We start from the raw sequence: 14,377 nt of genomic DNA on the forward strand, positions 1-14,377 counted from the left end.
AACATCTCCTTAATTTTATTCAGGGATTTCCCCAGTTATTTCAATTTTATCACTTTTGAAAAGCTTTGTCACGGATATACATTTCAGTTCTTGATGTAAACGTTTTAGTGGTTTTAGATACCTGAAATATAGCGGACATTATGGTATAATATAGTTAATTACTAATAGTGAAATGAGGCATTTATTAATGCAGGATAGAAATTTAGTGAATGTCAATCTGACAAAGGAGATGAAGACGAGCTTTATTGACTACGCTATGAGTGTTATCGTAGCGCGAGCTCTTCCTGATGTTCGAGATGGCTTGAAACCCGTCCACCGTCGGATTCTCTACGGAATGAATGAACTGGGTGTTACTCCAGACAAACCTCATAAAAAATCTGCTCGTATTACAGGGGATGTCATGGGTAAATATCACCCTCACGGGGATTCCTCTATCTATGAAGCCATGGTCCGTATGGCTCAATGGTGGAGTTACCGTTACATGCTTGTAGATGGTCATGGGAACTTTGGTTCCATGGATGGTGATGGTGCTGCCGCCCAGCGTTACACTGAGGCACGTATGAGCAAGATTGCTCTGGAAATGCTTCGTGATATTAACAAAAATACAGTTGATTTCGTTGATAACTATGATGCCAATGAACGTGAACCCTTGGTCTTGCCAGCACGCTTTCCTAATCTTTTGGTTAATGGAGCAACTGGTATTGCTGTTGGGATGGCAACCAATATTCCACCTCATAACCTGGGTGAAACTATTGATGCTGTGAAGTTGCTCATGGACAATCCTGAAGTGACCACTAAGGACTTGATGGAAGTCTTGCCTGGGCCAGATTTTCCAACTGGTGCTCTTGTTATGGGGAAATCAGGTATTCATAAGGCTTATGAAACAGGTAAAGGATCTATTGTCCTTCGTTCACGTACTGAAATTGAAGAAACTAAGACTGGCCGTGAGCGTATTGTTGTAACAGAATTTCCTTATATGGTCAATAAAACAAAGGTGCATGAGCATATTGTTCGTTTAGTCCAGGAAAAACGCATTGAGGGCATCACAGCAGTCCGTGATGAGTCAAACCGTGAAGGTGTTCGATTTGTTATCGAAGTTAAGCGCGATGCCTCAGCCAATGTTATCCTCAACAATCTCTTCAAGATGACACAGATGCAAACCAACTTTGGTTTCAATATGCTTGCTATCCAAAATGGTGTACCCAAGATTTTGTCCCTTCGTCAGATTTTGGATGCTTATATTGAGCACCAAAAAGAAGTGGTTGTTCGTCGTACTCGTTTTGATAAGGAAAAAGCAGAAGCGCGTGCTCATATCTTAGAAGGTCTCTTGATTGCGCTAGATCATATCGATGAAGTGATTCGTATCATCCGTGCTAGTGAAACGGATGCGGAAGCACAAGCTGAGTTGATGAGCAAGTTTAAGCTTTCTGAACGTCAAAGTCAAGCTATACTTGATATGCGTCTTCGTCGTTTGACAGGTTTGGAACGCGATAAGATTCAGTCTGAGTATGATGACCTCTTGGCTCTGATTGCAGATTTAGCAGATATTCTTGCTAAGCCGGAACGTGTTTCTCAAATTATCAAGGATGAATTAGATGAAGTCAAGCGTAAGTTTGGAGACCAACGTCGTACGGAATTGATGGTCGGTGAAGTCTTGAGTCTTGAAGATGAGGATCTAATTGAAGAAGCTGATGTCTTGATCACTCTTTCTAACAAAGGATACATCAAACGTCTGGACCAAGCTGAGTTTACTGCTCAAAAACGTGGGGGGCGTGGTGTTCAAGGAACAGGTGTTAAGGATGACGATTTTGTTCGTGAGTTAGTGTCAACTAGTACCCATGATCACCTGCTCTTCTTTACAAATAAAGGACGCGTCTATCGCCTGAAAGGCTATGAAATTCCTGAGTATGGCCGTACTGCTAAGGGCTTGCCGATTGTCAATCTTTTGAAATTGGATGAAGGCGAAAGTATTCAAACCATCATCAATGTTGATTCTGAACGCAGTGATGACGCTTATCTCTTCTTCACAACTCGTCATGGTATTGTGAAGAGAACCAGCGTTAAGGAATTTGCTAACATTCGTCAAAATGGACTTAAGGCTTTAAACCTCAAGGATGAAGATGAGTTGATTAATGTCTTGCTGACAGAAGAGGACACGGATATTATCATTGGTACCAAGTTTGGTTATTCAGTTCGCTTTAATCAATCAGCTGTTCGTGGTATGAGTCGTATCGCCACTGGTGTGAAAGGTGTTAACCTTCGTGACGGAGATACAGTTGTTGGTGCTAGTGTGATTACAGACCAGGACGAGGTCCTTATCATCACAGAAAAGGGGTATGGTAAGCGCACAGTTGCGACCGAATATCCAACTAAAGGTCGTGGTGGTAAAGGGATGCAAACCGCTAAGATTACAGAAAAGAACGGTTCTCTTGCTGGTCTTATGACCGTTAAAGGCGATGAAGATTTGATGATTATCACTGATACTGGTGTCATGATTCGAACCAACGTTGCCAATATTTCACAAACAGGTCGCTCAACTATGGGAGTTAAAGTGATGCGCCTGGATCAAGATGCTAAAATTGTAACCTTTACTACGGTTGCAGCAGCAGAAAAAGAAGAAGTTGGGACAGAAAACGAAACAGAAGGTGAAGCATAATGTCTCATAAAAAGAATAAAAAGAAAACAAACCGTAAAAATTTACTAATCAATATCTTGGCAGGATTCTTAATCATCTTGTCAATAGCTTTGATTTTCAATTCAAAAATTCGTGATATGTTCATGGTTTGGAATACCAATAAATACCAAGTCAGCCAGGTATCAAAAGAAAAATTGGAAGAAAATCAAGATACAGAAGGGAATTTTGACTTTGATTCCGTAAAAGCTATCTCGTCAGAAGCTGTCTTATCCTCACAATGGGATTCGCAAAAATTGCCAGTTATCGGTGGAATTGCTGTTCCTGAGGTAGAAATTAACTTGCCTATTTTTAAAGGTCTTGATAATGTCAATCTTTTCTATGGAGCTGGTACAATGAAGCGTGATCAAGTGATGGGGAAAGGTAACTATTCCCTTGCGAGCCATCACATCTTCACGGCGGAAAATGCCAGTCAAATGCTCTTTTCTCCATTATCACGCGCTAAAAATGGGATGAAAATTTATCTTACTGATAAGGATAAAGTTTATACCTATGAAATCCGTGAAGTGAAGCATGTGACTCCAGATCGCGTTGATGAGATTGATGACCATACTGGAGTTGATGAAATCACACTTGTAACCTGTGTTGACTATGATGCGACAGAACGTATTATCGTAAAAGGTGACTTGAAAGATACAAAAGATTATTCACAAACCCCTGAAGAAATTCTAACAGCTTTCAATCAACCATATAAACAACGTTATTAAAGATAAATCAGTAAAATCTTAGGTTTTACTGATTTTTTATAGATTGAGTTTCAAAATAAACTGTTATGAAATACAGAAAACGTTTCCTTAATTCTAAAGTTTGTGATATAATTATCAGGTAAAAAAATTTTAGGAGTTTATTATGGTTTCTTCAGAATTTATCTCAAAGATTGAATTTGCTTGCAAGAAGAAAGAAAGTCTTTATAGTCAAAGCAAATTTAAGTATGCGATTCGTTCTATGTTTGCAGGTGCATTTTTAACCTTCAGTACTGCTGCTGGTGCAGTTGGAGCTGACTTGATTAATAAAATTGCACCAGGTAGTGGACGTTTCCTCTTCCCATTTGTCTTTGCTTGGGGCTTGGCCTACATTGTTTTCTTGAATGCCGAGTTGGTAACATCAAACATGATGTTCTTGACTGCTGGTAGTTTCTTGAAAAAAATCTCTTGGAGAAAAACAGCTGAGATTTTACTTTACTGTACCTTATTCAACCTTATCGGAGCTTTAATAGCAGGTTGGGGCTTTGCCCACTCAGCAGCTTATGCACATCTGACTCACGATAGTTTCATCTCAGGGGTTGTTGAGATGAAGTTAGGCCGTTCAAATGAATTAATCTTGCTTGAGGCGATTTTGGCAAATATTTTCGTAAATATTGCGATTCTTTCATTTGTTTTGGTCAAAGATGGTGGCGCCAAACTTTGGCTTGTGTTGTCGGCGATTTACATGTTTGTATTCTTAACAAACGAGCACATTGCTGCGAACTTTGCTTCTTTCGCGATTGTAAAATTCAGTGTTGCTGCGGATTCAATTGCTAACTTCGGTGTTGGAAATATGCTTCGCCACTGGGGGGTAACCTTCGTTGGAAACTTTATCGGAGGAGGCCTCTTGATGGGTCTTCCATATGCTTTCCTCAATAAAAATGAAGATACTTATGTAGATTAAGAAAATGAGCACGATTGATTCGTGCTTTTTTCATTTTTAAAATAAGGTAATAGCTGTTTCTTATATCAAAATATAGAAAGCTAATATTTGTAAACTATACCTTAAGGTGCTACAATATCCTTAATCAAACTATTTGGAGGTCGCCTTATGACTCGTGATTTTAAATTTGAAACTTTGCAACTGCATGCTGGTCAAGTTGTGGATCCAGCTACCAAGTCTCGTGCAGTGCCGATTTATCAAACAACATCTTTTGTTTTTGATGACACGCAGGAAGGTGCAGATTTGTTTGCCTTGAGAAAACCAGGGAACATTTATACTCGTATCACCAACCCTACAACAGCTGCCTTTGAAGAAAGAATTGCAGCTCTCGAAGGTGGTGTTGGAGCTCTTGCAACAGCATCAGGTATGTCCGCAGTGACTTATACGATTTTGGCACTTGCCCACGCTGGTGACCATGTAGTAGCAGCCTCAACTATTTACGGTGGAACCTTCAATCTCTTGAAGGAAACCCTTCCTCGTTATGGTATCACAACAACCTTTGTCGATGTTGATAATTTGGAGGAAGTAGAAGCAGCTATCAATGACAATACCAAGCTTGTCTTGATTGAAACCTTGGGCAACCCCTTGATTAACATTCCTGACTTGGAAAAATTGGCTGAGATTGCGCATAAACACCAGATTCCACTCGTTTCGGATAATACCTTTGCCACACCTTACTTGATTAATGTCTTTTCTCACGGTGTAGATATTGCCATTCACTCTGCGACTAAGTTTATCGGTGGACATGGTACGACTATTGGAGGAGTGATTGTCGATAGCGGTCGTTTTGACTGGGCGGCTTCAGGGAAATTCCCTCAATTTGTTGAGGAAGATCCAAGTTACCACAATTTGAGCTATACTCGTGATGTGGGTGCAGCAGCCTTTATTATCGCTGTCCGTGTTCAATTGCTTCGTGATACAGGTGCAGCCTTGTCGCCATTTAATGCCTTTCTCTTGCTCCAAGGACTTGAAACGCTTTCACTTCGTGTGGAACGCCATGTGCAAAATGCAGAGAAAATTGTTGATTTTCTTGTAAATCATCCTAAGGTAGAAAAAGTCAACTATCCAAAATTGGCTGATAGTCCTTACCATGCTTTGGCGGAGAAATACTTGCCAAAAGGTGTGGGATCAATCTTTACCTTCCATGTCAAAGGTGGGGAGGCAGAAGCCCGCAAGGTAATTGATCATTTAGAAATCTTCTCTGACCTAGCAAACGTTGCAGATGCTAAATCGCTTGTTGTCCATCCAGCTACAACTACTCACGGTCAATTGTCAGAAAAAGATCTAGAAGCAGCAGGTGTCACACCAAACCAAATTCGTTTGTCAATCGGTCTTGAAAATGTAGAGGATTTGATTGAAGATTTGCGCTTGGCCTTGGAAAAAATTTAAAGAAAAAGAAGATAAACAGTGGGTTTCGACTCGCTGTTTTTGATTTTTCCTCAGGCATGATATAATGGTTACAGAAGTCTAGAAAGAGGAACGTTATGAACGAAATCAAATGTCCCAATTGTGGGGAAGTCTTTACAGTAAATGAGAGTCAGTATGCCGAACTTCTGTCCCAAGTGAGAACGACAGAGTTTGATAAGGAATTGCACGATCGCATGAAGCAGGAACTGGCCTTGGCTGAGCAAAAAGCTATGAATGAGCAACAGACTAAACTAGCTCAAAAAGATCAAGAAATTGCGCAATTACAGAATCAAATCCAAAACTTTGATACAGAAAAAGAATTGGCCAAGAAAGAGGTTGAACAGACAAATCATCAGGCTTTATTGGCTAAGGACAAGGAAGTACAGGCCTTGGAAAACAAATTAGCTACCTTGCGTTTAGAGCATGAAAATCAACTGCAAAAGACCCTTTCTGACCTAGAAAAAGAACGAGATCAGGTCAAAAATCAGCTTCTTTTACAAGAAAAAGAAAACGAGCTTTCTCTTGCTTCTGTTAAACAAAACTATGAAGCCCAGCTTAAAGCAGCCAGTGAACAAGTCGAATTTTACAAGAATTTCAAAGCTCAACAATCTACAAAAGCTATCGGGGAAAGCCTGGAACACTATGCAGAGAGTGAGTTTAACAAGGTCCGCAGTTTTGCCTTTCCAAATGCCTACTTTGAGAAGGATAACAAGGTCTCTGCGCGTGGGTCCAAAGGGGACTTTATCTTCCGTGAATGTGATGAAAATGGGGTCGAAATTATTTCCATCATGTTTGAAATGAAAAATGAAGCGGACGGAACAGAGAAGAAGCACAAGAATGCAGATTTTTACAAGGAATTGGACAAGGACCGTCGTGAAAAGAACTGTGAATATGCGGTTTTGGTGACTATGCTTGAGGCCGATAATGACTACTTTAACACAGGGATTGTTGACGTTAGTCACGAGTATGAAAAGATGTATGTGGTTCGTCCTCAATTCTTTGTCCAGTTGATTGGGCTTTTGCGAAATGCTGCTCTTAATTCCTTAAAATACAAGCAGGAATTGGCCTTGGTTCGGGAGCAAAATATAGACATTACGCATTTTGAAGAAGACTTGGATGCCTTTAAACTAGCTTTTGCCAAGAACTATAATTCAGCTTCTACCAACTTTGGTAAGGCAATCGATGAAATCGACAAGGCCATAAAACGGATGGAAGAGGTTAAAAAGTTCCTAACAACATCTGAAAACCAACTCCGTCTGGCTAATAATAAGCTGGAAGATGTCTCTGTCAAGAAATTGACACGTAAAAATCCAACCATGAAAGCGAAGTTTGAAGCACTGAAGGGGGAGTGAGATTATCTTAAAAACAGGAGTGTTATATGAAAAGAACTATAGAAATTATTAGAACATGGTCAGCTGATAAAATTGAATTAATTTTTCTTAAAAGCTGGAGCTACTTTGCTAGCTCATTTAGCTAGTTTGTTTATATAAATTAGTTTGTAATTTTTTATAGGAGTTTTTTATGTTAGATAATATTTCTAAGAATATCTCGAATTGGTCATCAATTCGAATCTGCAGTATACTGGAGGTTTTTATTTTATTTTATCTACGTTGGACAATTATTGCAACAGCAATTAGTTTATTATTCGTAAAATCAACCGTCGTTACTACATTATTGCTCATATTTCTAACATTACTGACTATTATCGTTGTAATAACTCATTTTTTAGTAAATCACGTTGCAGAAGTTATTTTATACGAGCAAGTGAATTTTATAAAATATATTTCTCTTTTAACTGAAACTTATGAAAGGCGGCCTGATAATAAAACAGGGAATTTAAATGCCTTAAATCTGGGTTTAGCTAGGTGTGCTTTCTATCAAGGGAATTTTAGTGAGGCAATCCAATATGCTGAACGAATAAGAGTTAAAAGTTCTAAATTGAATTTGAAACGTATTTATGAACTAAACATCGTATTTATAGAATCATTATCATACCTTCATTTAAGGGAGACGGATGAAATTTCTAAACTTTTAGTTTCTTATGATTGGGAAAAAATTAAAAGAATTGATAAAAATAGAATGTTGGATTTAATTGAACCAGTATCAAAAATACTCAATGGAGAAGTTACAGGCTACTTCGACACCACCGAACCAGAAAATAAATTAGCTCGAATCATGTTCTCTTATTACGGAGCTCTTAATGCTCAGTTAAAAGGAGATGATGCTCGTGCCCGAAGTTTGTTTGAAAGTATCGCTCATGAAAAACCAGAACTCTTTTATGTTCAGGAAGCGAAGAAATATTTAGAATCAGTGAAATGAGAGTAATATATGAAATTAATTGAAAAAATAGTAAGTAGCGCGACAGAAAACACTCTTTTACAACTTGATAGGACTATTCTAATTTGCTCAATTATTGGACTTGTTTTGGATGTGATGGCAGTATGCTTAGTATTTCAAAGCAATTTGGAAATATTGGGATTCATATTATTAGTTATTGTCTTTTTAGTTCTCGGCTTTGTATTTTATTTAAGATTTGTATCTAGAAAAGTTATTGTTCTAGTGTTACACGATTCTATTGATCTTAAGCTATATGAAGACATGTTAAGAGTTCAATCAGAAAAATCTATTAAGCCCTTTAGGGCAACATATCGTGAGAATTACCAAATTATCCAAGGTCGAGTGGCTTATTTAAAAGGAGATTTTCAAGCTGCCAAGGAAAATATGTCCAAATATGATTTGAAAAAAATTTGGAAGAGATTCAGAACCCCTGCGTTTTTAATATCAAGCTTTGAACTATTAACAGTTTCCATTCATCTCCAAGATGTGCAAGATATTGCTTTCTTTGAGGAACAATTGTCCAAGGCACCAGATTTTAAAGGAGGCAAAGCTAAACTTGTTGCTCAAGCCCAAGCCATAAAAGATATTGTGTTCAATAAAGAAGTGAACGACTACTTTAACATTACTGAGCCAGAAAGTAAGCTAGCCCGAATCATGTTTTCTTATTACGGAGCTCTCAATGCCCAGCTAAAAGGAGATGAAGCTCGTGCTCGTAGTTTGTTTGAAAGCATTGCCCATGAAAATCCAGAACTCTTTTGTGTTCAGGAAGCTAGGAAGTATTTAGGAGAATGAGCAGATATAGTTTTAAAATCTGTCTAAGATAGAATATGTTGATGTAAAGTGAAAAGGGAATTAGAAAGCAAAAATGAACGGTATTATCAACTTAAAAAAAGAAGCGGGGATGACCTCGCATGATGCGGTTTTTAAACTGCGTAAGATTTTGGGAACCAAGAAGATTGGTCATGGTGGGACCTTAGATCCGGATGTAGTGGGTGTTTTGCCCATTGCGGTTGGCAAGGCGACACGTATGGTCGAGTTTATGCAGGATGAGGGTAAAGTCTATGAGGGAGAAATCACTCTTGGTTATTCCACGACGACTGAGGATGCCAGTGGGGAAGTGGTCGCAGAGACACCTGTTTTATCGCCCTTGGATGAAAAGCTTGTTGATGAAGTAATTACGAGCTTGACTGGGCCTATTACCCAGATTCCGCCTATGTATTCTGCTGTTAAGGTCAATGGTCGCAAGCTCTATGAGTATGCGCGTGCTGGACAGGAAGTAGAGCGCCCAGAACGTCAGGTGACTATTTATCAATTTGAACGAACAAGTCCGATTTCTTATGAGGATCACCTCGCACGATTCACTTTTCGTGTAAAATGTAGCAAGGGAACCTATATTCGTACCTTATCGGTTGACTTGGGAGAAAAACTTGGCTATGCGGCCCATATGTCTCATCTGACTCGAACTAGTGCAGCTGGCTTGCAACTAGAAGATGCTCTTACCTTGGAAGAAATTGCTGCAAAAGTGGAGGCTGGCCAATTAGACTTTCTCCATCCTCTAGAGATTGGGACAGGCGACCTTGTCAAAGTTTTCCTAACTCAAGAAGAGGCTACCGAGGTACGCTTTGGTCGTTTTGTCGAACTCGAACAAACAGAACAAGAATTAGCTGCCTTTGAAGATGATAAATTGCTAGCCATTCTAGAAAAACGGGACAATCTCTACAAGCCAAGGAAGGTTTTTATCTAATCTAACTGGAGTTTGGGGATGGAATTCTTCCCCTAGACTATCTAAATCAGACTATAAATTTTGCAAAAAATGTGATAGAATAGACCACGGATAAAAAAACGGAGGATAGCATGCAAAATAGACCAATCATTATCGGAGTGACAGGTGGTTCTGGTGGAGGTAAGACCAGTGTTTCAAGAGCCATTTTATCGCATTTCCCTGATGAAAAGATTTCCATGATTGAGCATGATTCATACTACAAGGATCAGTCTCATTTGACCTTTGAAGAGCGTGTCAAAACCAACTACGACCATCCTTTTGCCTTTGATACAGACTTGATGATTGAGCAGATTAAGGAATTGTTGGCAGGGCGTCCGGTGGACATCCCGACTTATGACTATACAGAGCATACACGCAGTAGCAAGACCTATCGTCAGGAGCCTCAAGATGTCTTTATCGTTGAGGGGATTTTGGTCTTGGAGGACAAGCGCCTGCGCGATTTGATGGATATCAAGATTTTTGTGGATACAGACGATGATGTGCGCATTATTCGTCGGATCAAGCGTGATATGGAAGAGCGTGGCCGTAGCCTTGATAGCGTTATTGACCAGTATTTAGGTGTGGTCAAGCCCATGTACCATCAGTTTATCGAGCCAACCAAGCGTTATGCCGATATCGTCATTCCTGAGGGAGTCAGCAATACAGTGGCTATCGACCTGTTGACGACCAAGATTGAAAAGATTTTGGAAGAAGCTCGAAATAGCAAATAATCAGATGTGGAGGCTTTGCCTCCTTTTTCTATTTTTCCCTCATAATGGTACATAAATGGAGATTTTTAGGCATATTTTTGGTATAATAATACCCATGAAAGAGCAAGAAAATGAATAGTAGGTGGAGATGGAAAAGTATTTATCGGTAACAACTTTGACCAAGTATCTGAAAATGAAATTCGATAAAGACCCTTACTTGGAACGGGTCTATTTAACTGGTCAAGTTTCCAACTTTCGTAAACGACCTACTCACCAATATTTCTCCCTAAAAGATGACCATGCAGTTATTCAAGCGACTATTTGGTCTGGGATTTATCAGAAATTAGGTTTTGACCTGGAAGAAGGAATGAAGATCAATGTGATTGGGCGTGTGCAGGTCTATGAACCAAGTGGTAGCTACTCCATCATCATTGAAAAGGCAGAGCCTGATGGAGTTGGTGCGCTTGCGATTCAGTTTGAGCAACTCAAGAAAAAATTGACAGAAGAAGGCCTGTTTCAAGAACGCTTCAAGCAACCTCTGCCCCAATTTTCTAAGAGAATTGGTGTAGTGACCAGTCGCAGTGGAGCCGTTATTCGAGATATTATCACGACCGTCAGCAGGCGATTTCCAGGTGTCGACATTCTTCTCTATCCGACCAAGGTGCAAGGTGAAGGCTCTGCGGAGGAAATTGCTCGAAATATTGCGCGTGCCAATCAACGGGACGATTTGGATTTGCTCATTATTGGTCGTGGTGGAGGTTCTATCGAGGATCTCTGGGCCTTTAACGAAGAAATTGTAGTACGAGCTATTTTTGAATCTCGTTTGCCAGTTATCTCTAGTGTGGGGCATGAGACAGATGTAACCTTGGCAGATTTTGTGGCAGATAGACGGGCTGCGACGCCAACGGCGGCAGCTGAACTAGCAACACCTGTGACCAAGTTGGATGTGTTAGCACATTTGCAAAATCAGGAAAAACGAATGGCAACGGCAGTCCGAAATGTCCTATCTAAGAAACAAGAAGCTTTGAAAAAATGCAGTCAGTCTGTTATCTTTAGACAGCCAGAGCGCTTGTATGATGGCTATTTGCAACGCTTGGATCAACTACAACTGCGCTTAAAACAAAGTTTACGTACACGGATTTCTGATAACAAACAGCTAGTACAAGCAAGGACGCATCAACTGGTCCAATTGTCACCTGTTACCAAAATCCAGCGCTATCAAGACCGCTTAAGCCAGTTGGACAAACTCCTACGTAGCCAAATGGCGTTGGTTTATGATGCCAAGGTTGCTGAAGTGAAGCGACTTTCAGAAGCCTTACTGATGTTGGATACCAGTCGTATCGTGGCGCGTGGCTATGCTATTGTCAAAAAAGAAGAGTCCGTTGTAGATTCGGTTGAGAGTTTGAAGAAAAAAGACCAAGTGACGCTTTTGATGCGAGATGGTCGAGTAGAATTAGAGGTTAAAGATGTCAAAACAAAAGAAATTTGAGGAAAATCTAGCAGAACTGGAGACCATTGTTCAAAGTTTGGAAAATGGTGAAATTGCTCTGGAAGATGCGATTGCTGCCTTTCAAAAGGGTATGGTCTTGTCAAAAGAACTCCAAGCGACGCTGGACAAGGCTGAAAAGACCTTAGTTAAGGTCATGCAAGAAGATGGAACAGAAAGTGATTTTGAATGAAAAAGCAAGAAAAATTAGCTCTTGTCGAGTCGGCCTTGGAAGACTTTTATGGAGACCAGCAGTTTGCCTCTAGTTTGCGAGAGTCTGTTCTCTATTCCATTCATGCTGGTGGCAAGCGTATTCGTCCTTTTCTCTTGTTAGAAGTTTTGGAAGCCTTGCAGGTGGCTATTAAACCAGCACATGCGCAGGTGGCTGCGGCTTTGGAGATGATTCATACAGGGAGCTTGATTCACGATGATCTTCCTGCCATGGATGATGATGATTATCGTCGAGGGCGTTTGACCAACCATAAGAAATTCGGTGAAGCTATGGCCATTTTGGCTGGAGATGCCTTGTTCCTAGATCCTTATGCCTTGATAGCGCAGGCAGATTTGCCAAGTCAGATCAAGGTGGACTTGATTGCTAACTTATCCTTTGCTTCAGGTAGTCTGGGAATGGTTGCAGGGCAAGTTTTGGATATGGAAGGCGAACACCAGCATTTGTCTTTAGAAGAACTCCAGACCATTCATGCTAATAAGACTGGAAAACTATTAGCTTATCCCTTCCAAGCAGCTGCTATTATAGCCGAATTGGCACCTGAGATGCAGGCAAAGCTGAAAACTGTAGGTGAATTGATTGGGCTTGCTTTTCAGGTCAGAGACGATGTGTTGGATGTGACAGCTAGTTTTGAGGAAATCGGCAAGACACCACAAAAGGACTTGCAGGCAGAAAAGTCAACCTATCCAGCCTTGTTGGGCTTGGAAGAGGCTATTGCCTTTTGTAACCAAACTCTGGATCAAGCTAATGCCAAATTAGAAGAAATTGCCCAGCAGGTCCCTTTTGATATAGGATCGATTGTAAGTGTAGTAGAAAGTTTGAGAATCAATGGCTAAGGAAAGAGTGGATGTACTAGCTTATAAACAGGGCTTGTTTGAAACGAGAGAGCAGGCCAAGCGCGGTGTTATGGCTGGTCTAGTCGTAGCAGTCCTTAATGGAGAACGGTTTGATAAACCAGGAGAGAAAATCTCAGACGACACCGAGCTAAAACTCAAGGGTGAAAAACTCAAGTATGTGAGTCGTGGTGGCTTGAAATTGGAGAAGGCCTTGGAGGTCTTTGATTTGTCAGTGGAAGGAGCTACAACGATTGATATTGGAGCCTCTACTGGAGGTTTTACCGACGTCATGTTACAGAATGGTGCTGAGTTAGTCTTTGCAGTCGATGTCGGCACCAATCAGTTGGCTTGGAAATTACGCCAAGACCCGCGGGTTGTCAGTATGGAGCAATTCAATTTCCGCTATGCTGAAAAGACTGATTTCGAAAAGGAACCGAGCTTTGCCAGTATTGATGTGAGTTTCATTTCCCTCAGTCTGATTCTGCCAGCCTTGCACCGTGTCTTGTCAGATCAAGGTCAGGTCGTGGCTCTAGTTAAGCCTCAGTTTGAAGCAGGACGTGAGCAAATCGGGAAAAATGGAATTATTCGAGATGCTAAGATTCATCAGAATGTCCTTGAATCTGTCACAGCTATGGCAGTAGAGGAAGGTTTTTCAGTCCTTGGTTTGGATTTTTCTCCCATCCAAGGTGGTCATGGAAATATTGAGTTTTTAGCGTATTTGAAAAAAGAAGAGTCAGCAAGCAATCAGGTTCTTGCTGAGATTGAAGAAGTAGTAGAGAGGGCGCATAGTCAATTTAAAAATGAATAAAAAAGAGAGACTTGAAAAAATTAGACGATTTGTGACAGATTATCAAATCGGTACGCAAGAAGAAATCGTAGAACATTTGAAAGAGGCAGGAATCACTGCCACTCAAGCAACAGTATCACGAGATATCAAAGAGTTAGGCATTGTCAAAATTCCTTTGAGAGACAACACCTATGTCTATGAATTGCCAAAATCAATCGTAAAAAGTTTGCAACTGGCTGAAGACAATATCGAATCGGCTGAATTGATGGATAAGATGATTAATCTCCAAGTCATCCCAGGAAATACTGCTTTTGTAAAAGCTCAGTTAATCGAGACTTTTGCGGATAAGATTTTTAGCTGTTTGGCTGATGATAGTTCGATTTTAGTCATTGCCAGAAGTGAAAGTCTAGCTGAGGAAATCTTTGAACAAGTAAAAAATTGGTAG

Annotated in this window: 14 protein-coding genes; all 14 read left to right on the forward strand. The window is 40.3% G+C overall.

The genetic code is table 11. The annotated features are described in order from the left end of the window. Positions 1–187: 187 nt before the first annotated feature. Positions 188–2,656 (forward strand): DNA gyrase subunit A, encoded by a 2,469-nt coding sequence (gyrA, locus tag OCF95_RS00130; RefSeq protein WP_261104554.1) that lies wholly within the window; start codon positions 188–190, stop codon positions 2,654–2,656. After that, complete coding sequence (locus tag OCF95_RS00135; RefSeq protein ID WP_261082753.1) at positions 2,656–3,399, forward strand: class A sortase; 744 nt, start codon at positions 2,656–2,658, stop codon at positions 3,397–3,399. The genes gyrA and OCF95_RS00135 overlap by 1 nt, the downstream gene beginning before the upstream one ends. 142 nt (positions 3,400–3,541) lie before the next feature. Next, positions 3,542–4,339 carry a formate/nitrite transporter family protein gene (locus OCF95_RS00140; RefSeq protein ID WP_049499380.1) on the forward strand — a complete coding sequence of 266 codons (798 nt, stop codon included), beginning with the start codon at positions 3,542–3,544 and terminating at the stop codon, positions 4,337–4,339. A gap of 147 nt (positions 4,340–4,486) precedes the next feature. Then, positions 4,487–5,767: an O-acetylhomoserine aminocarboxypropyltransferase/cysteine synthase family protein gene (locus OCF95_RS00145; protein ID WP_261104555.1), complete on the forward strand. Its 1,281-nt coding sequence runs from the start codon at positions 4,487–4,489 to the stop codon at positions 5,765–5,767. A 95-nt stretch (positions 5,768–5,862) separates the two neighbouring features. Continuing rightward, positions 5,863–7,137 carry a DUF2130 domain-containing protein gene (locus OCF95_RS00150; protein WP_261104556.1) on the forward strand — a complete coding sequence of 425 codons (1,275 nt, stop codon included), beginning with the start codon at positions 5,863–5,865 and terminating at the stop codon, positions 7,135–7,137. Positions 7,138–7,306: 169 nt separating this feature from the next. Continuing rightward, on the forward strand, positions 7,307–8,104 hold the full coding sequence (locus tag OCF95_RS00155; RefSeq protein WP_261104557.1) for a hypothetical protein: 798 nt from the start codon (positions 7,307–7,309) through the stop codon (positions 8,102–8,104). A 9-nt stretch (positions 8,105–8,113) separates the two neighbouring features. Beyond that, complete coding sequence (locus tag OCF95_RS00160) at positions 8,114–8,914, forward strand: hypothetical protein (protein WP_261104558.1); 801 nt, start codon at positions 8,114–8,116, stop codon at positions 8,912–8,914. A 73-nt stretch (positions 8,915–8,987) separates the two neighbouring features. Beyond that, positions 8,988–9,866 (forward strand): tRNA pseudouridine(55) synthase TruB, encoded by an 879-nt coding sequence (gene truB, locus OCF95_RS00165; RefSeq protein ID WP_004254562.1) that lies wholly within the window; start codon positions 8,988–8,990, stop codon positions 9,864–9,866. 110 nt (positions 9,867–9,976) lie between these two features. Next, positions 9,977–10,615, forward strand: a complete 639-nt coding sequence (gene udk / locus OCF95_RS00170) for a uridine kinase (protein ID WP_001181377.1) — start codon at positions 9,977–9,979, stop codon at positions 10,613–10,615. Positions 10,616–10,742: 127 nt separating this feature from the next. Next, a complete protein-coding gene (gene xseA, locus OCF95_RS00175; RefSeq protein ID WP_261104559.1) occupies positions 10,743–12,083 on the forward strand; it encodes an exodeoxyribonuclease VII large subunit in 1,341 nt (446 codons plus the stop codon). After that, positions 12,061–12,273 carry an exodeoxyribonuclease VII small subunit gene (locus OCF95_RS00180; protein WP_000043226.1) on the forward strand — a complete coding sequence of 71 codons (213 nt, stop codon included), beginning with the start codon at positions 12,061–12,063 and terminating at the stop codon, positions 12,271–12,273. The genes xseA and OCF95_RS00180 overlap by 23 nt, the downstream gene beginning before the upstream one ends. Further along, positions 12,270–13,145, forward strand: a complete 876-nt coding sequence (locus tag OCF95_RS00185; RefSeq protein ID WP_261057531.1) for a polyprenyl synthetase family protein — start codon at positions 12,270–12,272, stop codon at positions 13,143–13,145. The genes OCF95_RS00180 and OCF95_RS00185 overlap by 4 nt, the downstream gene beginning before the upstream one ends. Further along, positions 13,138–13,953, forward strand: coding sequence for a TlyA family RNA methyltransferase (locus OCF95_RS00190; protein WP_261104561.1), 816 nt, complete (start codon positions 13,138–13,140; stop codon positions 13,951–13,953). Before OCF95_RS00185 ends, OCF95_RS00190 begins: the two co-directional genes overlap by 8 nt. Continuing rightward, entirely contained in the window at positions 13,946–14,377 is a 432-nt protein-coding gene (locus OCF95_RS00195) for an arginine repressor (protein WP_020900686.1), read from the forward strand. The genes OCF95_RS00190 and OCF95_RS00195 overlap by 8 nt, the downstream gene beginning before the upstream one ends.

The sequence above is a fragment of the Streptococcus mitis genome (assembly GCF_946188615.1).
Classification (GTDB): Bacteria; Bacillota; Bacilli; order Lactobacillales; family Streptococcaceae; genus Streptococcus; species Streptococcus mitis_BZ.

Excerpts from the sequence above, each read along its gene's own strand:
- udk (WP_001181377.1), top strand. The coding sequence starts at position 9,977 with ATGCAAAATAGACCAATCATTATCGGAGTGACAGGTGGTTCTGGTGGA.
- OCF95_RS00190 (WP_261104561.1), top strand. The coding sequence starts at position 13,138 with ATGGCTAAGGAAAGAGTGGATGTACTAGCTTATAAACAGGGCTTGTTT.
- OCF95_RS00150 (WP_261104556.1), top strand. The coding sequence starts at position 5,863 with ATGAACGAAATCAAATGTCCCAATTGTGGGGAAGTCTTTACAGTAAAT.
- OCF95_RS00185 (WP_261057531.1), top strand. The coding sequence starts at position 12,270 with ATGAAAAAGCAAGAAAAATTAGCTCTTGTCGAGTCGGCCTTGGAAGAC.
- truB (WP_004254562.1), top strand. The coding sequence starts at position 8,988 with ATGAACGGTATTATCAACTTAAAAAAAGAAGCGGGGATGACCTCGCAT.
- OCF95_RS00155 (WP_261104557.1), top strand. The coding sequence starts at position 7,307 with ATGTTAGATAATATTTCTAAGAATATCTCGAATTGGTCATCAATTCGA.
- OCF95_RS00180 (WP_000043226.1), top strand. The coding sequence starts at position 12,061 with ATGTCAAAACAAAAGAAATTTGAGGAAAATCTAGCAGAACTGGAGACC.
- OCF95_RS00195 (WP_020900686.1), top strand. The coding sequence starts at position 13,946 with ATGAATAAAAAAGAGAGACTTGAAAAAATTAGACGATTTGTGACAGAT.
- OCF95_RS00140 (WP_049499380.1), top strand. The coding sequence starts at position 3,542 with ATGGTTTCTTCAGAATTTATCTCAAAGATTGAATTTGCTTGCAAGAAG.
- OCF95_RS00145 (WP_261104555.1), top strand. The coding sequence starts at position 4,487 with ATGACTCGTGATTTTAAATTTGAAACTTTGCAACTGCATGCTGGTCAA.
- OCF95_RS00160 (WP_261104558.1), top strand. The coding sequence starts at position 8,114 with ATGAAATTAATTGAAAAAATAGTAAGTAGCGCGACAGAAAACACTCTT.
- OCF95_RS00135 (WP_261082753.1), top strand. The coding sequence starts at position 2,656 with ATGTCTCATAAAAAGAATAAAAAGAAAACAAACCGTAAAAATTTACTA.
- gyrA (WP_261104554.1), top strand. The coding sequence starts at position 188 with ATGCAGGATAGAAATTTAGTGAATGTCAATCTGACAAAGGAGATGAAG.
- xseA (WP_261104559.1), top strand. The coding sequence starts at position 10,743 with ATGGAAAAGTATTTATCGGTAACAACTTTGACCAAGTATCTGAAAATG.